The organism is Brevundimonas bullata (genome assembly GCF_014207965.1).
Taxonomy (GTDB): domain Bacteria; phylum Pseudomonadota; class Alphaproteobacteria; order Caulobacterales; family Caulobacteraceae; genus Brevundimonas; species Brevundimonas bullata_A.
Genome location: NZ_JACHLM010000004.1, coordinates 220263 through 244442, shown reverse-complemented (window position 1 = coordinate 244442; position 24180 = coordinate 220263). Strand labels below are relative to the sequence as shown.

27 protein-coding genes are annotated in these 24180 nt (G+C 67.5%); 18 read left to right on the top strand and 9 right to left on the bottom strand.

Translation table 11 applies throughout. From position 1 onward, the window contains the following. Nucleotides 1-43: 43 nt before the first annotated feature. Complete coding sequence (locus HNP51_RS13170; RefSeq protein ID WP_184271245.1) at nt 44-1327, bottom strand: lytic murein transglycosylase; 1284 nt, start codon at nt 1325-1327, stop codon at nt 44-46. A gap of 367 nt (nt 1328-1694) precedes the next feature. Here HNP51_RS13170 and ykgO point away from each other — a divergent pair, with 367 nt between their 5' ends. The 4 genes from ykgO (at nt 1695) to HNP51_RS13150 (ending at nt 3981) form a co-directional block, all read left to right on the top strand. Further along, nucleotides 1695-1820: a type B 50S ribosomal protein L36 gene (ykgO, locus tag HNP51_RS13165; protein ID WP_006274063.1), complete on the top strand. Its 126-nt coding sequence runs from the start codon at nt 1695-1697 to the stop codon at nt 1818-1820. 222 nt (nt 1821-2042) lie between these two features. Next, a complete protein-coding gene (locus tag HNP51_RS13160; RefSeq protein WP_114817882.1) occupies nt 2043-2321 on the top strand; it encodes a DUF2312 domain-containing protein in 279 nt (92 codons plus the stop codon). 203 nt (nt 2322-2524) lie between these two features. After that, nucleotides 2525-2779, top strand: coding sequence for a hypothetical protein (locus HNP51_RS13155; protein ID WP_409360124.1), 255 nt, complete (start codon nt 2525-2527; stop codon nt 2777-2779). A 407-nt stretch (nt 2780-3186) separates the two neighbouring features. Then, nucleotides 3187-3981, top strand: a complete 795-nt coding sequence (locus tag HNP51_RS13150) for a helix-turn-helix transcriptional regulator (RefSeq protein WP_221415910.1) — start codon at nt 3187-3189, stop codon at nt 3979-3981. Between the two features lie 34 nt (nt 3982-4015). Here the strand turns inward: HNP51_RS13150 and HNP51_RS13145 are convergent, their stop codons facing one another. The 4 genes from HNP51_RS13145 to HNP51_RS13130 all read right to left on the bottom strand — a co-directional run bounded on the left by HNP51_RS13145 (nt 4016) and on the right by HNP51_RS13130 (nt 8449). After that, nucleotides 4016-4210: a hypothetical protein gene (locus tag HNP51_RS13145; RefSeq protein WP_184271239.1), complete on the bottom strand. Its 195-nt coding sequence runs from the start codon at nt 4208-4210 to the stop codon at nt 4016-4018. Between the two features lie 20 nt (nt 4211-4230). Further along, complete coding sequence (hdhA, locus tag HNP51_RS13140; RefSeq protein WP_184271236.1) at nt 4231-4998, bottom strand: 7-alpha-hydroxysteroid dehydrogenase; 768 nt, start codon at nt 4996-4998, stop codon at nt 4231-4233. A gap of 69 nt (nt 4999-5067) precedes the next feature. Continuing rightward, nucleotides 5068-6525: a sigma-54 dependent transcriptional regulator gene (locus HNP51_RS13135; RefSeq protein ID WP_184271232.1), complete on the bottom strand. Its 1458-nt coding sequence runs from the start codon at nt 6523-6525 to the stop codon at nt 5068-5070. Nucleotides 6526-6637: 112 nt separating this feature from the next. Next, nucleotides 6638-8449 (bottom strand): DUF4153 domain-containing protein, encoded by a 1812-nt coding sequence (locus tag HNP51_RS13130; RefSeq protein WP_184271229.1) that lies wholly within the window; start codon nt 8447-8449, stop codon nt 6638-6640. A gap of 261 nt (nt 8450-8710) precedes the next feature. Between HNP51_RS13130 and HNP51_RS13125 the strand changes: the two genes are divergently transcribed. The 8 genes from HNP51_RS13125 (at nt 8711) to HNP51_RS13090 (ending at nt 15211) form a co-directional block, all read left to right on the top strand. Next, on the top strand, nt 8711-10513 hold the full coding sequence (locus HNP51_RS13125) for a M3 family oligoendopeptidase (protein WP_184271573.1): 1803 nt from the start codon (nt 8711-8713) through the stop codon (nt 10511-10513). Between the two features lie 94 nt (nt 10514-10607). Then, a complete protein-coding gene (locus HNP51_RS13120) occupies nt 10608-10856 on the top strand; it encodes an aa3-type cytochrome c oxidase subunit IV (protein ID WP_184271226.1) in 249 nt (82 codons plus the stop codon). Between the two features lie 231 nt (nt 10857-11087). Beyond that, nucleotides 11088-12221 carry a Re/Si-specific NAD(P)(+) transhydrogenase subunit alpha gene (locus HNP51_RS13115; protein WP_184271223.1) on the top strand — a complete coding sequence of 378 codons (1134 nt, stop codon included), beginning with the start codon at nt 11088-11090 and terminating at the stop codon, nt 12219-12221. Between the two features lie 53 nt (nt 12222-12274). Next, nucleotides 12275-12748, top strand: a complete 474-nt coding sequence (locus HNP51_RS13110) for an endonuclease domain-containing protein (protein WP_221415909.1) — start codon at nt 12275-12277, stop codon at nt 12746-12748. A gap of 2 nt (nt 12749-12750) precedes the next feature. After that, nucleotides 12751-13077: an NAD(P) transhydrogenase subunit alpha gene (locus HNP51_RS13105; protein ID WP_114818003.1), complete on the top strand. Its 327-nt coding sequence runs from the start codon at nt 12751-12753 to the stop codon at nt 13075-13077. Then, nucleotides 13074-13358 carry a hypothetical protein gene (locus HNP51_RS13100; RefSeq protein WP_184271217.1) on the top strand — a complete coding sequence of 95 codons (285 nt, stop codon included), beginning with the start codon at nt 13074-13076 and terminating at the stop codon, nt 13356-13358. The genes HNP51_RS13105 and HNP51_RS13100 overlap by 4 nt, the downstream gene beginning before the upstream one ends. An 11-nt stretch (nt 13359-13369) precedes the next feature. Then, nucleotides 13370-13747, top strand: a complete 378-nt coding sequence (locus HNP51_RS13095) for a hypothetical protein (protein WP_184271214.1) — start codon at nt 13370-13372, stop codon at nt 13745-13747. 42 nt (nt 13748-13789) lie between these two features. After that, entirely contained in the window at nt 13790-15211 is a 1422-nt protein-coding gene (locus HNP51_RS13090; protein ID WP_184271211.1) for an NAD(P)(+) transhydrogenase (Re/Si-specific) subunit beta, read from the top strand. On the opposite strand, the gene HNP51_RS13085 is transcribed toward HNP51_RS13090, so the two are convergent. After that, entirely contained in the window at nt 15208-15789 is a 582-nt protein-coding gene (locus HNP51_RS13085) for a hypothetical protein (protein ID WP_184271208.1), read from the bottom strand. The two genes, HNP51_RS13090 and HNP51_RS13085, sit on opposite strands and share 4 nt — an antisense overlap. 146 nt (nt 15790-15935) lie before the next feature. Here HNP51_RS13085 and HNP51_RS13080 point away from each other — a divergent pair, with 146 nt between their 5' ends. From HNP51_RS13080 to HNP51_RS13070, 3 genes are read left to right on the top strand one after another with little or no spacing between them, the layout of a single operon-like run. Then, a complete protein-coding gene (locus HNP51_RS13080; RefSeq protein WP_184271205.1) occupies nt 15936-16325 on the top strand; it encodes a cupin domain-containing protein in 390 nt (129 codons plus the stop codon). Then, a complete protein-coding gene (locus HNP51_RS13075) occupies nt 16318-16734 on the top strand; it encodes a DUF1801 domain-containing protein (RefSeq protein WP_184271202.1) in 417 nt (138 codons plus the stop codon). The genes HNP51_RS13080 and HNP51_RS13075 overlap by 8 nt, the downstream gene beginning before the upstream one ends. Nucleotides 16735-16773: 39 nt before the next feature. Further along, complete coding sequence (locus HNP51_RS13070; protein WP_184271199.1) at nt 16774-18240, top strand: amidohydrolase family protein; 1467 nt, start codon at nt 16774-16776, stop codon at nt 18238-18240. Here the strand turns inward: HNP51_RS13070 and HNP51_RS13065 are convergent. Both HNP51_RS13065 and HNP51_RS13060 read right to left on the bottom strand, forming a co-directional pair. Beyond that, the gene (locus HNP51_RS13065; protein WP_184271196.1) at nt 18218-18796 is read right to left on the bottom strand and encodes an HdeD family acid-resistance protein; all 579 of its coding nucleotides are present in this window, start codon (nt 18794-18796) and stop codon (nt 18218-18220) included. The genes HNP51_RS13070 and HNP51_RS13065 overlap by 23 nt on opposite strands. Before the next feature lie 71 nt (nt 18797-18867). Continuing rightward, nucleotides 18868-19110 (bottom strand): hypothetical protein, encoded by a 243-nt coding sequence (locus HNP51_RS13060; RefSeq protein ID WP_184271193.1) that lies wholly within the window; start codon nt 19108-19110, stop codon nt 18868-18870. 93 nt (nt 19111-19203) lie between these two features. Between HNP51_RS13060 and HNP51_RS13055 the strand changes: the two genes are divergently transcribed. From HNP51_RS13055 to HNP51_RS13045, 3 genes are all read left to right on the top strand, one after another. Then, nucleotides 19204-20193: a YafY family protein gene (locus HNP51_RS13055; protein WP_260398488.1), complete on the top strand. Its 990-nt coding sequence runs from the start codon at nt 19204-19206 to the stop codon at nt 20191-20193. A 67-nt stretch (nt 20194-20260) separates the two neighbouring features. Next, nucleotides 20261-21694 (top strand): hypothetical protein, encoded by a 1434-nt coding sequence (locus tag HNP51_RS13050; RefSeq protein WP_184271192.1) that lies wholly within the window; start codon nt 20261-20263, stop codon nt 21692-21694. Between the two features lie 77 nt (nt 21695-21771). After that, a complete protein-coding gene (locus tag HNP51_RS13045) occupies nt 21772-22605 on the top strand; it encodes a universal stress protein (RefSeq protein WP_184271189.1) in 834 nt (277 codons plus the stop codon). 4 nt (nt 22606-22609) lie between these two features. On the opposite strand, the gene HNP51_RS13040 is transcribed toward HNP51_RS13045, so the two are convergent. Further along, a complete protein-coding gene (locus HNP51_RS13040; protein ID WP_184271186.1) occupies nt 22610-24040 on the bottom strand; it encodes a short-chain fatty acyl-CoA regulator family protein in 1431 nt (476 codons plus the stop codon). Nucleotides 24041-24180: the final 140 nt, after the last annotated feature.

Sequence of the window (24180 nt, the reverse complement as noted above, 5' to 3'; positions counted from 1 at the left end):
CAGGCTTCGCCTGCCCCCTTCTCCCGCAAGGGGAGAAGGATGATCAGCGCGCCCGCCTGATCAACTCGTCCGCCAGCACGTCGGTCAGATAGCCGTCCGCCACCCGTCCGTTGGCCTGCTGCCAGCGGCGCAGCGCCGTGCGGGTGTTCGACCCGATCACCCCGTCCACGCCCTGCGTATCGAAGCCCATGCGCGTCAGGGCCGTCTGGGCGCCGACGCGCTGTTCGCGGGTCAGCGGGCCGTCGTTGGGCCAGGCGGCGTTCAGCGGCGGCTTGCCCGCCACCCCGTCGGCGATCAGGCCGATCGCCAGAGCATAGCTGACCGAGTTGTTGTAGCGCCGGATCACATAGTGGTTGGGCAGGGCCAGGAAGACCGGCCCCTTGGCGCCCTGGGGCAACAAGATGGTCGCGCCCTCGGCGGCTTCGTCGGCGTTCAGCATCGCGCCGTTGGCCAGGCGCACGCCGCGGCCTGACCAGAAGGCCCAGTTGTGCTTGGGGCCCTCGGCCTGGCTGTAGTCGAAGTCAGCGGGCAGAATGACCTCATAGGCCCAGCCCTGACCGCGCTTCCATCCGGCCTGGGCCAGCAGGTTGGCGGCCGAGGCCAGGGCGTCGGCGTCCGAGCCCCAGATGTCGACCTTGCCGTCGCCGTTCTGATCCACGCCCAGCTTCAGATAGTTGTCGGGCATGAACTGGGTCTGGCCCATGGCGCCCGCCCAGCTGCCCTTGAGGCCCGCCCGGTCACGCCTGCCGTCCACGACGATGTCGAGAGCGTTCTTCAACTGATCCTCGGCCCAGGCGCGGCGGCGGCCTTCAAAGGCCAGCGTGGCCAGCGAGCGGATGACGTCGAAATCGCCCTGAACCTGACCAAAGGCGCTTTCCTGCGCCCAGACGCCCAGCAGGATCTCGGTCGGCACGCCGAATCGCTGCGTCACCTCCCACGGCACGCGGTCCACGCGCTGACGCGCCATGGCGATTCGGGCCGGGGCGGTGGCGCTCTGGATATAGGCGCCGGCGGGGCGAGAGAATTCGGGCTGGTTGCGATCCAGGCGGATGACGCTGGCGTTCGGCGTGACGCCGTTCAGCTCGCGAGAATACTCCCACTTCCGAGATCCGCCGAGGCGATCCAGGAAGCTCTTTTTCCAGGCTTCGAAGCTGGCCTGATCATAGGCGTCGGACAGGTCCGTTGCAGCGGGCGGCGTCGACGGCGGCGTCGCGGGGGCTGGCTCGACCACGGACGGCGGAACCGGCTGCGGCTGAGGCAGGGGAGGAACCATGGGCGCACAGGCCGCAACGGAACCAATCAGGACAAGACGATAGGCGATACGCATGACCACAGGCTAACGCCCCCGAATTCCACTACCAATCACAAGCGCGCGAAGCCAAAAGGGGTTTCCGTGAAAAGGGTTAAGCCCGCGCTAACCCTTTTCAAAAGCGCCCGCTTAACGAACGGCGTTTTACATTTCAGCTCCCTTGGACACGGCCTGGTGGCGGAGGGGCGACGCGCCGGACGTGCATGTCCGGAGACCCTCCGTTCGACCCGGAGGCCAGGCCTCCAGCGGAATCCCGGCGCGGAATGTTGACGAAAGGCGAGGGCCTCTCTATACGCACCGCTCCGCCGCAAGGTCCTGTTCGCAGGGCTCAGCGCATTTGTTTTTGATCGCCCTCACGGGCCTCCAATTTTCGGGACGTCCGACCATGAAGGTCCGTAGCTCGCTTAAGTCGCTCAAGGGTCGCCACCGCGACTGCAAGATCGTTCGCCGCAAGGGCGTGGTCTATGTGATCAACAAGACCGATCCGCGCTTCAAAGCCAAGCAAGGCTAAGACCGCGTCGGCGCCGGTTTCGGCGCCGCGGTTGCGATATTCAAAGGCTGCGGGCTCTGTCCGCAGCCTTTTTCGTGTCCGGACGTCAGGCTGCTGGAGCGCCAGCGATTCGGCCTCTTGAGCTGTTCGGGCGATTCCTTTCTTGCCCTGTCGGCCCCCGGTCTGCTTGAGAGTGGGTTCACGGTCGCCCGCCGGCCAATTCAAGTTTCTGGAGTTTCTCCCATGGCCGACGACGCCCCCGCCTTCGACGCCTCTTCCGACGTCCTGACCGCCACGGCCCAGGGCCGTCTGCGCTCGATCATCGAACGCCTGGAGCGCCTCGAAGAGGACAAGCAGGCCGTCATGGTCGACATGAAGGAGGTCTTCGCCGAGGCCAAGGGCGAGGGCTATGACGTCAAGGTCCTGCGCAAGGTCCTGCGTCTGCGCAAGCAGGACAAGGCCAAGCGTCAGGAAGAAGAAGCCATCCTCGACCTCTACCTGTCGGCCCTCGGCGAGATCTGAGGGAGGCGGGCCTGAAGCGCACCCCCTTCAAGCCCCCCAGCGACCGCCCTTCACGCTCCAGCAGCCTGAAGGGCGGCGACGCATCCAAGCTGCGCTCCAGCGGGCTGGCGCGGGCCAGCAGCCAGAAGGGCGGTAGCGCCCTGAAAACCAAACCTTCGCTGTCGCCTTGGGAGCAGCAGAAGGAGGCCGCGAAGCGGTCGGCTTTGAACGCCCTCAAACGCGCCCGCCGCTCGGCAGAGAAGGCGGGCGTTTCGCTGTCCGAATGGGAGGGCGACTTCCTCGATTCGGTCGGCGAGCGCATCCAGACCCACGGCCGCGCCTTCGCTGACCCCGAAAAGGGCGCCCCCGGTCAGGCCTTCTCGACCATGCAGGGCCGCAAGCTCAAGGAAATCACAGCCAAGGCCAACGGCGAGGAAATCCGCCCCTGGATGCGCAAGGCGAAGAAGGCCGAGGAGTGAGGAGCCGCTCTCGCCGCCCCCTTCCGTTATTCCGGGGCGCGCAGCGAACCCGGAACCCAGATGGCGGCTGTTTGGTGTGCGCTTTCGCTTTCGTCATCCTCCGGCGAGCGCAGTGAGACCGGGGGACCCAGCGGCGCCGAAGGCGATCTGTTCACGAGAAATGTTGACCATCGTCTGCGCGACAGGTTCGCGCTCTCGCGCGCCGCTGGGTCCCCCGGTCTGCGCCGCCAAGAGGCGGCTTGCCGTAGGATGACGAAAGGGAAGAAAACGCCGCCCTAGGGATCTCCGCTTTCGGCCCCTTGCGATTTCGGGGTCTGAACGCAGTATGTGAGCAGGGCAGACCGAGACTGAGGCTGGTTTGGCGCCTTGTTCGCGAGCGGATGCACAGGTGGGGGGCGTCAGAGGCCATGAAGCACAATGATAGAGATCAGGTTGCTCGCCTGAGCGACACCGAGCGAGATCTCCTTTCGCTTTTGGGGCAGGGGCATACTGCCAAATCCATCGCGTCTATCAGAGGTATGTCTGAGGCAGCAGTAAATGAGCGCTTTCGCTCTGCTCGACGGAAAACGGGCATAAGCAGCAGTCGCGAGATCGCTCGGATAGTCGCAGCACAAGAAAATCGTCACGAGGAAATTGGTCTAAGTGAAACGCGCGCTCGCTGTGCAGAAACTAATCGTCCAGGTGCGCTTCTTCGCGCATCGCTTCACCGACGATGGAAAATTTCAATGCTAGCAGCCACAGGCCTCATCGCAGTTGTGATGTTTGCTTATCAGACTACTGGTGCAGAGACCGCCGCACCAAAGCCGGTTCTTTATTCTGAAAAAACAACCTCCGCTGCTACTCCCGATTTCAGCGCTCTTCACGCTGAGATGGCTGCGGGTGTAGCTGACCCGGCATGGTCCGCCGGCACTGAGGCCGCGCTTTCTAGCGTCTATCGTCGCACTCCGGCCTTTGCCGAGGCGATCGCGAAACTCGACATAATTTGCACAGCTTCTCTTTGCGAAGCGCGTGGCGTTAGCCGCGCGAACCTGTCGCGCGAAGAAAACAGTGCATTGTTGAGCGTGCTTTCGTGGCGCGAGCTACAAGAAGGCGCCACGGATCAGCGTCTTCAATTCATTGGCCAAAAATCGAGTTTTAGGCGGGATAGGAATGACAATCCGATAGGTATGTCGTTCACCGCATATTGGCGTCGCGTCGAATAGCCCACCCTTGGGGCCGTCGGCTTCGCGCCGGCCCCTACTTGGTGCTCCACGGCCGCACGGCCCCGCTTTTGACGCGGGCGGCCTGTTCGCGCTGGAAGCGGCCGCCGCGCGGGGGCTTGGCGCGGGCGGCGATGGCTTCCTGCTTTTCACGCAGGGCGCGCTGGATCGGGGTTTCGGTCGGCGCGGTTTCCGCCGGGGCGGGGGACTGGTCGTCGTGGTGGTCGCTCATGCCGACAGTCTAGCACGGCTTCAGTCCAGTTCCTGAACCCCGCCGCCGGAAACCGTCAGGACCTGTCCGCTGACCCACGATGCGGCGGGCGAGCACAGGAAGAGGGCGGCGTTGGCGATGTCCTGCGGCTGGCCCAAACGACCCAGCGGCGTGTGCTTCAGCATGGCCTTTTCGATCTCGGGCGTCAGGACGGTGGACAGGGCGTGGGTCTTGATGGCCCCCGGCGCGATGGCGTTGACGCGGATGCCCTTGGGACCCAGGTCGAAGGCGACGTTGCGGGTCAGGTGATTGACCGCCGCCTTGGACGATCCATAGGAGGCCATGCGGCTGTTCTTGTTCTCGCCGGCCATCGAGGAAATGTTCAGGATCGCCCCGCCGCCCGCCTGCTCCATGTGGGGCGCGACCATCTGCATGAAGCGGAACATGGCGAAGACGTTGAGCTGAAACGCCCATTCGAAATCGCGCATCGGCATGTCGAAAGGCTTGGGTCCGCCGCCGCCGGCGTTGTTGGCCAGAAGGGTGATCTTGCCGAAGGCCTGAAGCGCGGCGTCAATCGCGGCCTGTCGCTGGGCCTCGTCTGTGACGTTGCATTCCAGGGCGATGGCCCGGCCGCCCGACGCCACGATGCCCTCGGCCACCGCGTCGGCGCCGTCCTTGTTCAGGTCAGTCACGACCACGGCGGCCCCGGCCTGCGCAAAGGTCTCGGCGATGCCGCGCCCGATCCCGGCGGCGCCGCCGGTGACGATGGCGACGTCGCCGTCCAGCCGAAATGCGCTTTCGATAGCCATGGCGTCCTCCGTCCAGCCCAAGGGGGCCAGAGGTAAAGCTCAGCTTGCGGGATCAGGTTCCTTCGAACCTCAGCCCGCTTCCTTCAGCTGCTCTTCCAGCCCCTGTTCGCGGACCTTGCGGTACAGGGTCGAGCGGCCGATGCCGAGGCGCCGGGCGATCTCGCTCATGTGGCCGGAATAGACCTCTATGGCGTGCTGGATCAGGTCGCGTTCGATCTCTTCCAGCGTGCGCAAATGGCCGCGCGCATCGATGATGCGGACCGGGCTGTCGGGCAGGGCTTCGCCGTTGTCGTGGCTTTGAGGCGTCTCGGCGCGGTCGTGCGAGATGACGCCGCCCGAGGTCAGCGGCATGGCGACGCCCGAGATGGCCGGGAAGTCGTGCGGCTGCAACAGGGGCGAATCGGCCAGGACCAGGGCGCGATAGATGGCGTTTTCCAGCTGGCGCACATTGCCGGGCCAGTCGAAGGCCTGCAGCAAGGCCATGGTCTCGACGGCGCACCCGGCGACGCGCTTGCCTTCTTCCACATTGAAGCGGGCGATGAAGTGCTCGACCAGGGCCGGGATGTCCTCGCGCCGTTCGCGCAGGGCAGGGGCCTCGATCGGGAAGACGTTCAGGCGATAAAACAGGTCCTCGCGGAAGGCGCCTTCCTTGACCTGCTGGGCCGGGTCGCGATTAGTGGCCGAGACGATGCGGACGTCGACCTTGACCGCGCGCTTCGAACCGACCGGGTCGATCTCGCCCTCTTGCAGGGCGCGCAGCAGCTTGACCTGCATGTCCAACGGCAGCTCGCCGATCTCGTCCAGGAACAGGGTGCCGCCGTTGGCCTCCATGAACTTGCCGAGGTGCTTGTCGGTAGCGCCCGTGAAGCTGCCCTTCTCGTGACCGAACAGGATCGACTCGACCAGGTTGGCGGGCAGGGCGCCGCAGTTGACGGCCACGAAGGGCTTGCCCGACCGGTCCGAGGCGCCGTGCAGGGCGCGGGCGATGACTTCCTTGCCCACGCCGCTCTCGCCGGTGATCAGCACCGGGATGCCGGACTTGGCGGCGCGAACGCCCAGAGCCTTGACCATGCGCATCGGCGGGCTGTCGCCGACGATGTCGTCGAACGAGGTCCGGCCCGAGACGTGTTTCTTCAGACGACCGATCTCGGCGGAAAGCTGCGTCAGTTGCAGGGCGTTGCGCACGCCGATCAGCAGGCGCTCAGGCCCGACCGGCTTGACGAAGAAGTCCTGGGCCCCGGCCTGCATGGCCTTGACCACGGTTTCGATGCCGCCGTTGGCCGTCAGGACGATGACCGGCACGGCCACGCCCGCCGTGCGGATTTCCGCCAGGGTCTCCAGACCCGAAAGGCCCGGCATGACCAGATCCAGCAGCACCACGTCCGCGCCGCCGCCCTTGGTCAGGCGGTCGATCGCCTCGCCCCCGCTCTCGGCGTGGACGACGGCATAGCCTTCGCGGTCGAGCACCGCCTGGATCAGGCGGCGCTGCGTGGGATCATCATCGACGACCAGAACGGTCTTGGCCATTGGATACACACCCTAACATCACCGTCACGGCCGTCCTCGTTGCTCGGGATCGGCTCGCTTGAAGCTCACCTATAACAGGCAGGGGGTGAAGATCGGGTTTCGGAGAACTGAGTCAGGGGTTAACGGCGGCAGGTTTGGGGCAGTCCTGTTCCGGCTGGAAGCGACCGCTTCCACGCGCGGTCGTCAGGTCCGGCCAGGTGGATGCGACGGGTGCGGTTTGCGAGTCTTTCAGCAGGTCGCGGACATTGGTGGGGCCTGTGCCGCAGTAGGCGATGCGATAGTCGCCCTGATGCTTCCAGCCGCCATCGGCCCCCTGTGCGAACAGGGCGATGCGATAGTTGTCGGCCAGCAGGACTTCGTTCTTTCCGTCGCCATTCAGGTCGCGGGCGGTCGCCAGGCACGCGACGGCCTCTTCGCAATAGTAGCGGGGGTCGCCGGGTCGTACCGGCGTCACGAAGCCTGCCGGCAGGGCGGCGTCGACCGGCCAAGCCTCGATGCGGGGTATGCGGGGCGGAATGGACGCGTCGGTCTGCTTCAGATCATAGCGATTGTCGGCCGCCTGCGCCTGTTTGGCCCGACGCGCGATCTGGGCGTCTGACGACTTGGCCAGTGCGGCGAGGGCGGTGCGGCCGGCCTTGCCCGCATCGAAGCGCAGGAAGCCGTAATCGAACTCGGCCGGGCTGACGGCGCCGCGCTTGAGCCGCGCGACCTGGTCCCCGACCGACAGGCGGGCGGGATCGAGCAGGGGGCTGAACAGGGCCAGGATGACGCCGACGGTCAGGACGGCGGCGGCGACATTGGTGCGCTCCAGCGGCTTCATCCACGCCGTCTTCTTCCAGAAGGGCGACAGCGCCGCCCAGCCATAGCCCGCCGCATAGATGACGCCGACCAGAGCGCAGGCCGCAGCGATGATCCGGTCCGGGGTCAGGCCATGCTGGCCGATGCGAAGGCTCAGGCCCCAGACGGCGATCAGGATCAGCGGCGTCAGCAGGACGGCGGCGACCCGCACGGCCACGCGCAGCACCACCGGCGGCAGGTTATCTTCGCGTCCGTCCTGATAGGCGGTGTTGATCAGGATGATCAGGGCGGCGGCGGCCGACAGCACCAGGGCCGTGGCGCTGCCCGTCTTCCACAATCCGTCCAGCCCGGTGAAGGGCAGGGCCAAAAGGAAGCCCGCCACCAGAACCGTGATGACCAGCAGCAGCCAGGACAGCAGCATCAGGGCCACGGTCCGCACGCCCCGGATCAGGCCCGCCCGCACGTCGGTCAGCTGCACGGCGATGGCGAAGACCAGGCAGGTGACGGGAATGGCGAACCATTCCTCGCCGATCAGGTCGGACAGGAAGCTGAGGCCGATGATGCGGAACAGGGCCGCGCCCAGAAACAGCAGCAGCCAGAAGGCCCCGGTGAAGCCCAGCGACAGGACCAGTTGCACCCCCGCCTTCCACGCCGTGTCGAAATAGTCGTCGAAGTCGGCGATCCAGCGCCGCCTTCCCTCTGCCGGGGCGACCGCCGGAACGATCAGGTGATGGGCGATGAACAGGGCGGCGGCGCTGAAGGCGACGACGGGGAAGCGCAGATAGGGCGGGCGGAAGTGGTCGCTGGCCTGTTGCGCCGCGTCGTGCCAGCCCAGCAGGGCCAGAACCGCGGCGGCGACCGCGCCCCAGATCGCGAGCGCCTTGACCGACAACCGCCCGACCCCCGCCAGCAGCATGACCGGCGTAAAGGCGCAGGCCAGAACCAGGGCCGCGAACAGCGGCGGGTTGGTCGCGGGCCAGGTCAGGGCGTCGTGCGTCGCCATGCTGCGATAGAGGCCATAGAGCAGCAGCCCCTGCGCCAGACCGATGCTGAGGCGGGCGACGGCCAGTCCCCGCGCGCCGTCCAGCGAGGCGCGGCCGGTCTGGTCGTGTAACGGGTCGGTCATGGCGTGGCCCCCTGAGCTTTGTCGGCAGGTTGGCGCTTACTCGCAGGAATGGAAAGTCCCGCCCCAAATCCGCTCATCCCGGCGAAGGCCGGGATCCAGATTGTAAGGCGCGCCGCTGAACGCGAATGGCGTTTTTCGCCATCAACTCCCACCCGCAGCGTTTGCATCTGGATCCCGGCCTTCGCCGGGATGAGCGGGGTGTGGAGTGGACGAGCGGCTTGGGTGTTGCGCCCGCCCGCCCGCGCCCCCACAACCAAGGGCATGAACGCGCCCGTCCAGATGACCGAATTCGCCGACGCCCCCCTGTGGGACCTGTCCGACCTCTACGCCTCGCGCGAGGATGCGCGCATCGGCGCCGACCTGGAGCGCGCCAAGGCTCTGGTGGATCAGATGAATGCCTATCAGGGCAAGCTGATCGCCCAGCGCGGCGACGCGGCGGCGCTGGGCGCGGCGCTGGATCAGACCATCGCCCTGTACGAGCAGGCGGCGGACGTCATGGGCGGTCTGGGCGCCTTCGCCTTCCTCGCCGCTTCGACGGCGCGCGACGATGCGGGGGCGCAGGGCTTCGAGGCCAATATCCGCGAGAAGATGACGGTCATCGCCACCCCGACCGTCTGGCTGACGCTGGAGATCAACCAGCTGGAAGAGACCGAGATCGCCGCGGCGCTTTCTGCCCATCCGGCCGCCGCGCGCTGGTCGCCCTGGCTGCGCCGGGTGCGGGCGATGAAGCCGCACGAGCTGTCCACCGAGCTGGAAACCTTCATCGCCGAGCGCGGCCCGATTCAGGCTCAGTGGCCGCGCCTGTTCGACGAGACCCTGGCGGCGCTGCGGGCCGACGCCGACGGCGAAAGCCTGACCCTGTCCGAAGCCCTGAACCGCCTCAGCGACGCCGACGCCGCCAAGCGCGCGTCCGCCGCCGAGGGCCTGTCGAAAGCCTTCGCCGACAAGGCCCAGACCATGGCCATGGTCATGAACACCGTCGCCGCCGACAAGGCGCTGGAGGACAAGTGGCGCGGTTTCAAACGCCCCGCCGACAGCCGCCATCTGGGCAACGAGGTCGACGGCGAGAGCGTCGACGCCATGGCCGAGGCCGTGGCCGAAGCCTATCCGCGCATCTCGCACCGCTATTACGCGCTCAAAGCCAAGGCCATGGGCAAGACGGCCCTGGACCACTGGGATCGCAACGCCCCCATCGAGGCGACGCCGCCGCGCACCTATGACTGGGCGCAGGCGCGCGAGGTGGTGCTGGCCAGCTTCAATGACCTGGGCGGCGACTTCGCCGAGCGCGCGGCCTGGTTCTTCGACCGGCCGTGGATCGACGCCAGGGCCCGACCGGGCAAGCAGTCCGGCGCCTATGCCCACCCGGTGACGGCGGACCGCCACCCCTATGTCTTCCTGAACTGGATGGGCGAGCGGCGCGACCTGCTGACCCTGGCCCACGAACTGGGCCACGGGGTGCATCAGACCCTGGCGGCGGCGCAGGGCAGCCTGCTGGCCGACACGCCGCTGACGCTGGCCGAGACCGCCTCCATCTTCGCCGAGGGGCTGACCTTCGACCGCCTTCTGGCCGAGGCGACGCCTGCCGACCAGCGCGCGCTTCTTGCGGGCCGCATCGAGGATGGTCTGAACACGGTGGTGCGCCAGATCGCCTTCCACCGCTTCGAGACGCGCTTCCACGACGAGCGCGCGGCGGGCGAGGTTTCGGTCGAGCGCATAGGCGAGATCTGGATGGAGGAACTGGGCGCCAGCCTCGGCCCGGCGGTGACGCTGAACCCCGGCTATGAAAACTGGTGGGCCTACGTCAGCCACTTCGTCCACTCGCCCTTCTACGTTTACGCCTACGCCTTCGGCGACCTGCTGGTCGCGGCCCTGATGGAGACGCGCGCCAAGGACCCTGAGGCCTTCACGCCCCTCTATCGCGACCTGCTGTCGGGCGGCGGGGCCCACACCTATGTCGAGGCGCTGAAGCCTTTCGGTCTGAACCCGCGCGACCCGGCCTTCTGGACCATCGGGACCCGGCGTCTGGAACGTCTGGTCGATCAGTTCGAGGCGCTGTCGGCCTAGCCATGAACGCAGCAAGGCGCCGCGCGGGCTTGAGCCCCGCGCGGGCGTCGCTATAAGAGCCGTCGAAATCTCGACTCTTTTTCGGAAGACCTGAATGTCCGACCAGCACGCAGACCACGCCGAACACGCCTATGTGCACGGCACGATGGAAATCTCGGAACAGGTCTCGACCTGGCACCTCTTCCTCTTCCTGGCCAAGTGGGGCTCGTTGGCGACCGCCGCCATCCTGGTCCTGCTGACCGTCTGGTTCGCCGTCGGGGCAGGCTTCATGGCTGGCGCCATCAGCGCGGCGGTTCTGTGCGTGGCGGGCTTCTTCGCCCTGCGCTCCAAGCCCGCCCACTGAGTTCGCCGCCGCGCTTGCGGCGCTGCGGTATTCGAAAAGCCCGCCGGCTCCCGCGTCCGGCGGGCTTTTTCGTGTCCGATGCAGCGAGCGAAAAGGTCGAAATTTGCGCTGACGGGTGGAATTTTCCCCCGCGCCGCAACAAATTGTCAGGCGAAGGGGCGATTTGCGCTTTGACGCCCGCTTTGGCTTCGTCCTAACGTTCGGGCTCTGGGGGACTTGGGAGGGATTCGCTTGGCTGTCGCCATCGCCGTGACCCGCGAGCGCCGTGAAGGCGAAACGCGTTGCGCTGTAACGCCGGAGACGGTGAAGAAGCTGATCGCGCTCGGCGCGACCGTCTCGGTCGAGGCCGGGACGGGGATCGGCTCGTCCATTCTCGACGCCGACTACGCTGAGGCCGGGGCCACGGTGAAGCCCGACACCCGCGCAGTGCTGGAGGGCGCCGACATCGTGCTGAAGGTGCGCGGCCCAACGGCGCAGGAAACCAGCGCGCTCAAGCCTGGCGCCATCGTTATCGCCATGCTGGACGCCTATCGCGAGAAGGACACGGTCGAAGCGCTGAAGGGCGCCGGCGTCACTGCCTTCGCCATGGAATTCGTGCCGCGCATCACCCGCGCCCAGGTCATGGACGTGTTGTCGTCCCAGGCCAATCTGGCCGGCTACCGCGCGGTGATCGAGGCGGCCTATGCCTTCGGCAAGGGCTTCCCGATGATGATGACGGCGGCGGGCACGGTCGCCCCGGCCAAGGTCTTCGTCATGGGCGTGGGCGTGGCGGGCTTGCAGGCCATCGCTACGGCCCGGCGTCTGGGCGCGGTGGTCACCGCCACCGACGTGCGCCCGGCGACCAAGGAACAGGTCGAAAGCCTGGGCGCCAAGTTTCTGGCGGTCGAGGACGAAGAGTTCAAGAACGCCCAGACGGCGGGCGGCTACGCCAAGCCGATGTCGCCGGAATACCAGGCCAAGCAGGCTGCCCTGACCGGCGAACACATCAAGAAGCAGGACATCGTCATCACCACGGCCCTGATCCCCGGCCGCGCGGCGCCGGTGCTGGTCAGCGCCGAACAGGTGGCGTCGATGAAGCCCGGCTCGGTCCTGATCGATCTGGCGGTCGAGGCGGGCGGCAACGTCGCGGGCGCCAAGGCGGGCGAGGTCGTGACCACGGCGAACGGCGTGTCCATCGTCGGCTACACCAACCTGCCGGGCCGGATCGCGGCGGACGCCAGCGCCCTTTATGCGCGCAACCTGACCGCCTTCGTCGGATTGATGCTGAAGGAGGGCGTCGTGACGCTGGATCTGGACGACGAAATCCTCAAAGCCGCTGTCGTGACGCACGGTGGGGCCGTCGTGCATGAAGGCGTGAAGGGATGATCAGCGAATATGCTCCCTTCCCCCTCGATGGGGGAAGGGTTGGGGATGGGGGTGTGAACGCGGACGTCGCCGGCGAGACTGGTGAGGCGTCGCCTTCACCCATCTTGAAACCGTCTGCCTTCACCCCCACCCAACCCTCCCCCATCGAGGGGGAGGGCTTTGAGCGGAATAGGACGCCGACACGGACGGTTAAGCGCGCGCGTCGTTTGCGCGCCGAGCCGACCTGGACGGAAGCGAAATTGTGGGAGCGCCTGCGCGAACTGCCCGTGCGCTTTCGGCGTCAAGGTCCGGTTGGTCCGTATGTGGCCGACTTTATATGCCATCGTGCCTCACTGGTGGTCGAGGTCGATGGCGACGTGCACAATCTGACGCACGTGGCGCTACGCGATCTGAAGCGCGATGCGTGGTTTGAAGGCCAAGGCTACGTTACGCTGAGGGTATCGACCCGTGAGGTCGAGGCCGACATGGACGGGGTCGTGACCCGTATTCAAAATCTCGCCTCGAACCGCATAGGAAAGGTGATCTGAACATGGAACACGTCGATCCCACCGTCTTCCGCCTGGCCATCTTCGTGCTGGCGATCTTCGTCGGCTATTATGTGGTGTGGAGCGTGACGCCTGCGCTGCACACGCCGCTGATGGCCGTGACCAACGCCATTTCCAGCGTCATCATCGTCGGCGGCCTGATCGCCGCAGCGGCGCTGAGCCCCGAGGCTGCTGGTCCGAACGCCTGGATCGCCAAGGGCGCGGGCGTGGCGGCGGTGACGCTCGCCAGCGTCAACATCTTCGGCGGCTTCATGGTCACGCGACGGATGCTGGCCATGTACAAGAAGAAGGAAAGGCCCAAGGCCTCGTGATTTTCTCGCCGGTTCTGTTCGCCTTTTATGTCTCCTGGGCCGTCACCGGTCTGGGCGTGGCCCTGTGGATCTGGAGCTGGGTGCGGGTCAAGGACCCCATCGGTCGGCTGCGGTTCCAGGACTGCGGCGTGGTGCTGGTCTTCGCCGCCGTGCTGACGCGCATCGTCATCCAGAACCGCGAGATGACCGTCTTCGACTGGGCCATGATATTCCTGGGGCCGCTGTTCATCGCCGCCGCGCTGTGGCGACTGTCCCGCACCCAAGGTCTGACCAAATCCTAAGAGTAATCGTGATGAAAACCCCCCTGATTTTCGCCGCCGTCCTGACCGCCGCCGTCGCCGCCTCGGGCGCCGCCTCGGCCCAGAAGACCGAAGAGGTCGGCCAGAACCCTTACGGCGGCCTGCACTGGTCCGTCGCGGCGCCCCAGGGCGCGACCTGGGCGCTGCAATGCCAGTTCGCGCCCGTGACGGTGCGCGGCATCCGCATGAACCGCATCAACCACACGGGCACGGGCCGCATGGCCGGGCGTCTGCCCAGCGACAACGGCAGCTGCCGCCTGACCAAGACGGGCGGCGAGGGCGGCGTCGGCGTCGCCGTCGTCAAGAACGGCGTGGCCACCTCGGCCGGCACTCGCGACGCGGCGACGCCGGCCGTCGTCAACGTCTTCTGATCTGAAATGACCGACTGACATGACCCTGGGGGAGGGGATCTGATGAACGCATCCATAGCCGCGCTGGCCTATCTGGCCGCGGGGGTCCTGTTCATCCTCTCGCTCAGGGGCTTGTCCAGCCCGGAGACCAGCCGTCGCGGCAATACGCTCGGCATGATCGGCATGGCTGTGGCCGTCGGCGTGACCCTGCTGACGCTGGGAACGTCCGGCGCGCTGGACCTGATGACCCTGGCCCTGATCGGCGGCGGCGTCGTGGTCGGCGGTGGCGCGGGCGCTCTGATCGCCAGGCGCGTGCCGATGACGGCGATGCCGCAACTGGTCGCGGCCTTCCACTCCCTGGTCGGTCTGGCCGCCTGTCTGGTGGCGGTCGGCGCCGTCTATGCGCCCGACGCCTTCGGCATCATGACGGCCGAGGGCGGCATCAAGACCCTGTCGATCGTCGAGCTGAGCCTGGGCGTCGCCATCGGGGCCATCACCTTCACCGGCTCGGTCATCGCCTTCGCCAAGCTTGATGGCCGGATGAGCGGCTCGCCCATCCTGCTGCCGGCGCGGCACCTGATCAACATCGGCCTGGCCCTGGCCCTGGTCTTCCTGATCGGCGTCTTGATCGGCACTGGCGGCACGGCGATCTGGGCCTTCTGGGGCGTCTTCGCCATCGCCTTGATTTTGGGCGCGACCCTGATCATCCCCATCGGCGGCGCCGACATGCCCGTCGTGGTGTCGATGCTGAACTCCTATTCCGGCTGGGCCGCGGCGGCGCTCGGCTTCACGCTGGAAAACATCGCCCTGATCATCACCGGCGCCCTGGTCGGCTCGTCGGGAGCCATCCTTAGCTACATCATGTGCAAGGGCATGAACCGCAGCTTCGTCAGCGTCATCCTGGGCGGCTTCGGCGGTGGGGACGCCGCCGCAGCCGGCGGCTCGGGCGGGGTCGAAACCCGCCCCGTCAAGCAGGGCTCGGCCGAGGACGCCGCCTTCATCATGAAGAACGCCTCCAAGGTCATCATCGTCCCCGGCTACGGCATGGCCGTGGCCCAGGCCCAGCACGCGCTTCGCGAAATGGCCGACAAGCTGAAGGAAGAGGGCGTCGAGGTGAAGTACGCCATCCACCCCGTCGCGGGCCGGATGCCGGGCCACATGAACGTCCTGCTGGCCGAGGCCAACGTGCCGTACGACGAGGTGTTCGAGCTGGAGGACATCAACTCCGAGTTCTCTTCCGCCGACGTGGCCTTCGTCATCGGCGCCAACGACGTTACCAACCCCGCCGCCAAGACCGACCCGCAATCGCCCATCTACGGCATGCCGGTGCTGGACGTGGAGAAGGCGGGGACGGTTCTCTTCATCAAGCGCGGCATGGCGGCGGGTTACGCCGGCGTCGAGAACGAACTCTTCTTCCGCGACAACACCATGATGCTGTTCGCCGATGCCAAGAAGATGGTCGAGGGGATCGTGAAGGCGCTCTAGGGCGCGGACGTCTCGGGCCGACAATCGCCATAGGCTTCGCTATAGGGGCGGTCGAAACAGGCCAGCAGTCGGTCGAGAATGTCGAGGTTCGGCGGCCACGCCAGCGTGACGTCTCGGGAGGCCGCCGCCGCCTGCATCTCACTCCAGTCCGGCGGCACGGGCAGGGCGGCGAGGCGGGCGCGAGCGTCTTCTAGGCCGCGCCGGTCGCGGTTGAGGAAGGCGACCGTCCCCTGGGCATAGATCTCCTTGCCGTGAAGCGGGTAGGGGTTGACCCCGGCCATCAGCAGGGGGATCGCCGCCTGGTCCTGACCCGCCGCCGCACGCATCTGGCCCTCGTGCCAATAGCTGGTGTGGATTTCGGCGGGTTTGTGCGCCGCCCAGTTGGCGCGGCGGTAGGCTTTGATCAGGTCGGCGGCCTGAGCTTCGCAGCCCGGTGATTTGGCGACCATGCGCCAGCCCGACGGATTCTGATCAAAATCACGTATTGGCTGGGCCATCATGGCGGCTCGGTCATAGCCGCACGGGTCATTGGCGGGCGGCGATTGCGCCAGCGCAAGCGACAGCAACATGATCAGCATGACATCCCCCAAGCCTCTCCAATTCACCGTTAGAACACCGGCGTTTTGTGGCTAAAGCGCGGCGCGGCGACGTTGAGTCTGACCGCGAACAGGGCCATCAAGCGCTCGAAGTTGTCCCTTGATGGACCTTGGCAGCGGAGGGGGAGATGGATTTCAGCGCCGACGAAGTCATCGCCAACCTGTCGCTGAGCCCCCATCCCGAGGGCGGGCATTTCCGACCGATGGCGCGCGATCCCGGCCTGGTCGTCTGCGGGTCCGAGGCGGCGACCGACTACCGGCTGTTGACCGGCCAGGCGGGCGACTGGCGCTTGGTCGAGACGACCGAAATCTGGGCCTTCTATATGGGCGCTCAGCTGGAGCTCGAGATCGCGACGGATCAGGGGCTGAGGCCCCTGATGCTGGGGCCGGATCAGCCGCAGATCGCGGCGCCCGCCGGGGCCTGGCGCAGGTTGCGCAGTCTGGGCGACTGGACCCTGGCCAGTTGTTCGACGGCGCCGGGGCTGGCGGCGGATGCCGTGGAGACGCCGAGTGTCTGACCTCAAGACCCAGCCGACCGACGCCTCGGTCGAGGACTTTCTGGCCGCCGTCGAACCGGCGCGGCGACGCGAGGACGCCTTGGCCGTCTGCGCCCTGATGCGCGAGATCACGGGCGAGACGCCGGTCCTGTGGGGGCCGTCCATCGTTGGTTTCGGCCGCTACACCTACGTCAACTCGACCAGGAAGCCGGCCGAATGGCCCATCATCGGTTTCTCGCCCCGCAAGGCGGCGCTGACCGTTTACATCATGCCGGGATTCACCGCGCAGACCGATTTGCTGGACCGGCTGGGACCGCACACGACCAGCGTATCCTGCCTCTACATCAAGCGTTTGGATCAGATCGACGTGGGCGTGCTGCGTGAGCTGTGCGAATGGTCGGTGGCAGAGATGAAGCGGCTCTATCCCTGATCGGCTTGCGGGGCGCGGGCCCCGCGTATAGCGAACGCCATGCGCCATTTCCTGATCGCCGCCGCCGCTCTCTTGTCCGCCTGCGCCACGGCGCCGCTGACCGCCGTTGAAACCCCGGTGGAGACGATCGACCTGCTGCTGACCTCGGCCACGGTGGTCGACGTCGAGAAGGGGACGACGACCCCTGATCAACTGGTGGCCGTGCGCGGCGGGGACATCGTCGCCGTCCTCCCTGAGGGACAGGCCAGCCGCTATCGCGCGGCGCGGACGCAGGATCTCGGCGACCGCTACGTCATGCCCGGCCTGTGGGACATGCACGTCCACTTCGGCGGCGGCGAGACCCTGATCGGCGAGAACGCCGAGCTGATGCCCCTCTATGTCGTCAACGGCGTGGTGGCGGTGCGCGACGCGGCGGGCGACCTGGCGCAGCAGGTGCTGGACTGGCGCGACGCCCCGCCGACGCCCGACAGCCCGCGCATCTTCACCTCCGGTCCCAAGATCGAGGGCATCGCCCCGGTCTGGAAGGGCGTGATCGAGACGGGCAGCGAGGCCGATGTCGACGCCGCCCTGGACCGACTGCAGGCCCTGCGCGTCGATTTCGTCAAGATCACCGACAACACCCTGAAGCCCGAACTCTTCCTCTACGCCGTGCGCGAGGCCAAGAAGCGGGGCATGAAGACCTCGGCCCACATCCCGGCCAGCATCACCGTGCTGGAGGCCGCCGAGGCGGGTCTGTCGTCCATCGAACACCTCGACTACGCCATGAAAGCAGGCTCGAAGGACGAGGCCGCCATCGCCGCCGACTATCTGGCGGGCAAGTACACCTACGCCCAGACCATGCGGCGCTATGCCGACACCTTCGACGTGGAGACGGCGCGGCGCGTTTATGCTCGGCTGCGTGAACTGGGCACGGCGGTGTCGCCGACCCTTTACGGCTCGACCACGCTGGCGAACCTCGATCTGGACGACCACTCGCACGACGCCGGCCTGGCCTATGTCGGGCCGGGCATCCGCGCCACCTATGCCTGGCGCGTCGAGCGGGCGGCCAAGGCGACGCCGCAGCAGGTGGCCGACCGCCATTTCGTCAAGGACGTCACCGCCCGCACCCTGCCCATGCTGCGCGACGCGGGTGTGACCATCCTGACCGGGACGGATGCGGGCTTCCTCAACTCGTTCAACTATCCGGGCTTCTCGCTGCACGACGAGCTGGAGCTCTATGTGAAGCTGGGGCTGACGTCGCGCGAGGCCCTGATGGGGTCGGTCGTGGACGGGCCGCGCTTCCTGAACCAGGGAGAGCGCTACGGCGCGGTGGCGGCGGGCAAGTCGGCGGATCTGCTGGTGCTGGAGGCGGACCCGCTCAAGGACGTGTCGGCGACGCGGCGCATCGCCGACGTGGTGCTGCGCGGTCGTCTGATCGACGCGGACGAACTGGAGCGGATGCGCGGCGAGATCCGCGCCCGCGTCGTCGCCCGCAACGCGGACTTTACGCCTTCGCCAGCTTCCTGACGCGGAAGGCGAGGACGATCAGCAGGCCGCCAAACAGGATGGCCCAGGCCGCGATCAGCCACAGCAGGCCCATGGCCCCGCTGCCCGGCGCAAAGACCAGGATCAGGCCGAAGATCACCGACAGGACCCCCGCCGCGATCAGGGTCCACTCGTTGGCGATTTCCTTGCGCAGGCGAATGGCGCCGACGATCTCGATGATCCCGCGCATGATCGACCAGAAGCCGATCAGATAGACCAGGACCAGGGCCGTCAGGCCGGGCCAGACGAAGGCCAGACCGCCCGCCAGGATGCTGACCACCCCGCCCAGCGCCAGCCACCAGCGCGGGGCGATGCCGCCGCCGCGAATGGCGGCGATCAGGGCCAGAACGCCGTCCGCCACGGCGTAGATTCCATAGACGAGGATCAGGCTCAGCAGGCTGATCTGCGGCCAGACGAAGGTCGCGACGCCGAAGGCGACGGCGATGATCCCACGCAGCAGCAACAGCCACCATGATCGGTGGAGGGCCGACTTCACGATGTCTTCGAGCGAAGGCGCGGCGGTGTGAGACGACGTCATCAACAACTTCCCGGCTGGCGTGACCATAGGGGTCAGTTCAGGCCGAACGCTGTTAGGCTTTGCGGGTTCCGTCAGGCCGCCATGCGCCAGTCGTGGCCCGCGGCGGCCGGGGCGGCGTGGAACTCGTCCCACAGGGCGTCCTCGTCCGAGTAACGGCTGCTGGCCGAGGCTGAGATGACGTCCACGACCTGTTCTTCCTGGCGGTCCCAGATGACGGCCAGGTCGCCCTCGGCCTCGCACGGCACGATCATGTAGCGGTCGGCGAAGGTCTTGCGGGCGGGCTTTTGAACCGTCGGGGTGCGGGCGAAGGCCATGTCGTGATCTCCTGAAGCGATTGCCTCTTGCTGATGTTGAGAGGATGCGACAGCATTGCGTCAGGTTCGGACGTATCTCTGTGGAGAAGTTTCTTGCGGCACGACAAGGCGGCGATGGTCATCGACCTGGCGCGGGGCATGGCGGCCAGCGCCGAGGGCCTGACGCTCAACGAAATGGCGGGCCAGCTGCGGGTCGGGCGGCGTACGGCCGAGCGGATGCGCGACGCGGTGCTGATGCTGTTCCCGCAGGTCGAGGAGGTGTCGGACCCGCCGACCAAGCGCTGGCGCATTCGCGGCGGTCTGTCGGCCTTTGAGCAGGCCCCGACCGCGACCGAGATGCTGGAGTTGACCAAGGCGGCGGCGGGATTGCGCGGCGCAGGCGAGGCGGGGCGGGCGGCGGCCCTGGAGGGGCTGGAGCGTAAGGTGAAGGCAGCGATGCGCTCGACCACCCTGAACCGGCTCGCGCCCGATCTGGAGGCCCTGGTCCGCGCCGAGACCATCGCCGTTCAAGCCGGGCCGCGTCCCTCGGCGGACGAGGCGGTGCTGGCCGAGATTCGTGGGGCGGTGCTGGCGGGCCGACCTCTGGGCTTCATCTATTCGCGACCCGGGGCCGAGGCGCGCAGCCGCAGCGTTGCTCCGTGCGGTATCATGTTCGGGCGCGCCAATTATCTGGTGGCGGCGGACCGCGAGAGCGGGCGCATCCAGACTTTCCGTCTTGACCGGATGACCTCAGTCGAGGCGGGCGACGGGGTGGCGGCGCCGCCAGCCGACTTCGATCTGGCGGCCTTCGCCAGTCAGTCCTTCGGCATCTATCAGGACGAGATCGAGGAGGTGGTGCTGCGCATCGCTCCCGAGGGCGCGGCCGAGGCGCGCGGCTGGCGCTGGCACCCGACGCAAACCATTGAGGGCCAGGCGGATGGTTCGGTCGTGGTGCGGTTCCGCGCCTCGGGCATGCGCGAACTGGCCTGGCACCTGTTCAGCTGGGGCGAGCAGGTGACGATTGAGGCCCCGCAGCGCCTAAAGGCGGTGATGGCGAGCGAGCTGGCGGCCGCGGGCCGCGCCCTAGAGCGGGCGCAATCCTGAGCAAACCGTAAGCTGACGCGGGCGCTGCGTCGCCTATGCTCAAGCTGAACAGTTCGGAGTTTCCGCCTTGCCTCTGAAAGCCCTCGCCGTCTCGACCGTCCTGGCCACGGCCCTGCTGGGCGCCTGCGCCGCTGCGCCCCTGCCGCCAGGAACCTGGGACGTGCGCGCCGCGCCGGTGGTCGAGGTCGTGCGCGACGGCGACCGGTGGACGGCGGACTATGTCTTCAACCGCGACGCACAGGTTTGGGCCTTCATGGACTCGGCTCTGATGACCGATGTGCGCCAGCCCTGGCGTCCGACCCAGTGGACGGTCGAGACGCCCGGCGTCGTCATGGAACGGCGCGGCCATTATGATGTGATCCGCGCTCTGGATGGCGGTCCCGTGCCGCGTCACGTCCGTTTCTCGCTCAAGCCCAAGTCGGTCTATCTGGAGGCGGAGTACGGCACGCTGACCTTCTCGGACGGCGCTGTGGCCCTGCCGACGCGTCAGTTCGACGTCTTCGCCCTGCCGTCGGTGGAAGCGGCCGAGGCCATGCCTGCAGACCTGAACGGCGTCGATCTGGAAGGCGGGGCCTCCACCGTCACCTGGCGTGACACGGCCGGGCCGGTGCTGTTCAACGGCAAGCGTCAGGCCAATCTGACCACGACGGGCGAGCGCTCCTATGTCCTGCTGGGCCAGGCGCGGGTGACGCCGGGCGAGGGCCTGACCACGGTCATCGACCCGAACCTGCCGCCGTGGATCGGCGAGGAAATCCGCAGCTTCGCCCCCCACGTCGGGGACTACTACCTGCGTCGTCTCGGCGCGCCGGGCGTGGGCAGCGAGACCTCGACCGTCATGGTCAGCTGGAACGGCCCGACCGAGCGTCTGTCCAGCATGGGCGGCAGCGTCCTGCCTGGCCTGATCGTCATGAAGTTCGAGGGCGTGGGCGTGCTGAACCCCAGCCAGCAGGTGCTGGAACGCTCGCGCTGGTTCATCGGGCATGAGAGCGCGCACTTCTGGCTGGGGCAGGCGGTGCGCTATCAGTTCGCCCGCGACGCCTGGATCACCGAGGGCGGGGCCGACCTGATGGCGGTGCGCGCGCTGAAGGCGCTGGACCCGGCCTATGACGATCGCGCCGAACTTCAGACCGAGGTGGACGACTGCATCGACCTGGCCCGCAAGCCGGTGGCCGAGGCGGGCGATCGGGGCGAGCACCGAGCCTACTACGCCTGTGGCGCCGTCTTCGCCATGGCGGCGGAAGGGGCGCAGGCGCGGCGCGATGGGGGCGACTGGTTCGACTTCCTGCGCCCGGTGCTGGCCGCCAACCGTGAGGACGGCGTGTTGAGCCGTGTTGAATGGCTGGACGCCCTGACCCGCGTCTCGGGCGATCCGTCGCTGGCGCAGACCATCGAGCGGATGCTGGATCAGGGCGCGGCCGATCCCGCCGCCGAGATCGCCAGCCTGTTCCGCAAGACGGGCGTTCCGCACCGGGTCGAGAACGGCAAGATCATCCTGATCTGATCGCTGTTATTTGATCGTGATCAAGGACCAAAGCCGGCCCGCGGCGTTCTATCGTTCTGGAACGAGAGGAAGTCGCGATGACCTGGTCCAGCCTGATCGTCTATGTCGATGACGAAGCCGACAACACCCAACGGATTGAGCAGGCGGCCGCCTTGGCCAAGGCGCACGGGGCGCACCTGATCGGAGTGTCGGCCTGTGCACCCGAGACGCCGATGGCCGACGCCTATGGGGCGGGCATTCTGCTCGGCGAGGTGCTGATTGAGCAGCACGAACGCGCCGAGAAGGCGCTGAAGGGCGCGGAGGATCGCTTTCGGGAGATCGCGACCCGCGCGGGCGTGTCGTGCGAATGGCGCGCCGACGTGGGCGATCCGACCAGCCTGTTGATCAAGCACGCCCGCGCCGCCGACGTGCTGATCGTCGGGCGCGACGCGGCCAACGCCAGCGGCTGGCGGGCGCCGCATCCGGCTGATCTGGCCATGCGGGCGGGGCGATCGGTCATGATCCTGCCGCCGAACCCGGCGCGGTCCGTGGTCGGGTCTCCGGTCTTGCTGGCCTGGACCGACAGTCGCGAGAGTCGTCTGGCCGCCGTCGCCGCCATCCCCATGCTGCGCGAGGCCGAAAGCGTGCGCGTGCTGGAGCTCTGCGATCCCGAGGACATGGACGGCGCGCGTTTACGCACAGCCGACGTCGTCGCCTGGCTGACCCGTCATGGCGTCAAGGCCGAGGCCGAGGCCCGGGCCCATGACGACCGCTCGTCGGGCCGTCGTCTGCTGGACTGCGCCGCCGAGATGAAGGCCGGCGCCATCGTCAGCGGCGCCTGGGGCCACGCCCGGATGCGGCAGTGGATCTTCGGCGGCGTGACCCAGACCCTGATCACCGAAAGCCCGGTGGCCCTGCTGCTGGCGCACTAAGCCGTCAGGCGAACGGATAGGGACTGACCGACTTCGACCAGTCGTCCACCGTCAGCGCCCGCCCGACCGGCGGGGCGGCGCGTTCGGCGCAGGGGTGGCGTTCGCACAGACGGCAGGCCGGGCCGATGGGCGTGATCTCGGGCTTTTGCAGGTCCAGGCCGCGCGCATAGATGAGGCGGTGGGCGTGTTTCAGCTCGCAGCCTAGGCCGATGGCCAGGTCCTGGCCTTCGGTGAAGGCGTCCTGGCCCTGACGGTCCACCGTGCGGGCCAGGGTGAACCAGCGGCCGCCATCGGGTGTCTCGATGATCTGGGTGACGATCCTGCCGGGCGTGCGGAAGGCCGAGTGCAGCCGCCAGCGCGGGCAGGCCCCGCCGAAGCGCGAAAAGGGAAAGGCGCCGGAGGCGTAGCGCTTGGACACATTGCCCGCCTGATCCACTCGCATCAGGAAGAAGGGCACGCCGCGCGCCGTGGGACGTGACAGGGTGGTTAGCCGGTGCGCCGCCTGCTCGAAGCCGACGCCGAAGCGGGCCTGCAGCCGGGCCAAATCATAGCCGGTCTCTTCCGCTGTGCGCTGGAAGGCGGCGTAGGGCATCAGGACGGCGGCGGCCAGGCTGTTGGTCAGCGAGGCCTTCAGCAGGTTGCGGGTTGGGGAGTCGGGGGCGTTGGCCGCCTCGGTCAGGGCTTGAAGCTCGGCCCCGTGCTCCATCAGGGCCAGTTGGCAGGCGACGGCGAAGGCGCGCGAGGAGGGGCCGAGCGCGTCGGACAGCAGCAGCCGTCCCCGGTGCGGATCAAAGCGGCGGGTCCATTCCACCATGACCTCGGCGGGCAGGGTGCGCACAGTCAGGCCGTGGCGGGCGAACAGGCGCCCTCGAGCCAGGGCCTCGAAGCCTTCGTCGGGGGCGGGGGCTTCCGCGCGCAGGGCGTCGTGCAGGGCCTCGCCCAGGGCGTCGAGCTCGGGGAAGTGGTTGTGGCGGGCCTGAACATACTCGCGCACCCATTCCGACGGGCTGTCGGTCGGGGCCGCGCCGCCGCCGGCCTCGGCCTCGGCGCGGTCGCGCACGCGGCGGTCGGAGAAGGCGCGGTAGAGGCGCAGGATGGCGTCGGCGGCGGCGGGTTGATCCTCGGCCAGTTGCACGATCTCGTGGCGCGGCACGGCCAGGCCCTGGAACAGGGGGTCGGCGAAGGCCTCGGCCAGTTCAGCCTCGGACGCGGGACCGCCGGATTGGCCCAGGTTCCTCAGGTCGACGTCATAGGTCTCGGCCAGACGCAGCAGCAACTGGGCCGAGACGGGACGCTGATTGCGCTCGATATGGTTCAGATAGGAGGGCGAGACGCCCAGGTCGCTCGCCATCGCCGTCTGCGACAGGCCGAGGTCGCGCCGCAGCCTTTTCAGGCGGCCGCCGAGGAAGAGTTTGCGATCAGCGGCGGCGTTCATGGCGCGATCATGTCACAACATGACTCCTTAGCAAGTGTCATGATGTGACTGTTTGACTTGAATGGTGCTTCTATCTATGTGTCCTTCGTGACGGATGCGTGTTCAGGTTTTCGGGACAGCGGCTGCGGCCGCGCCTTATC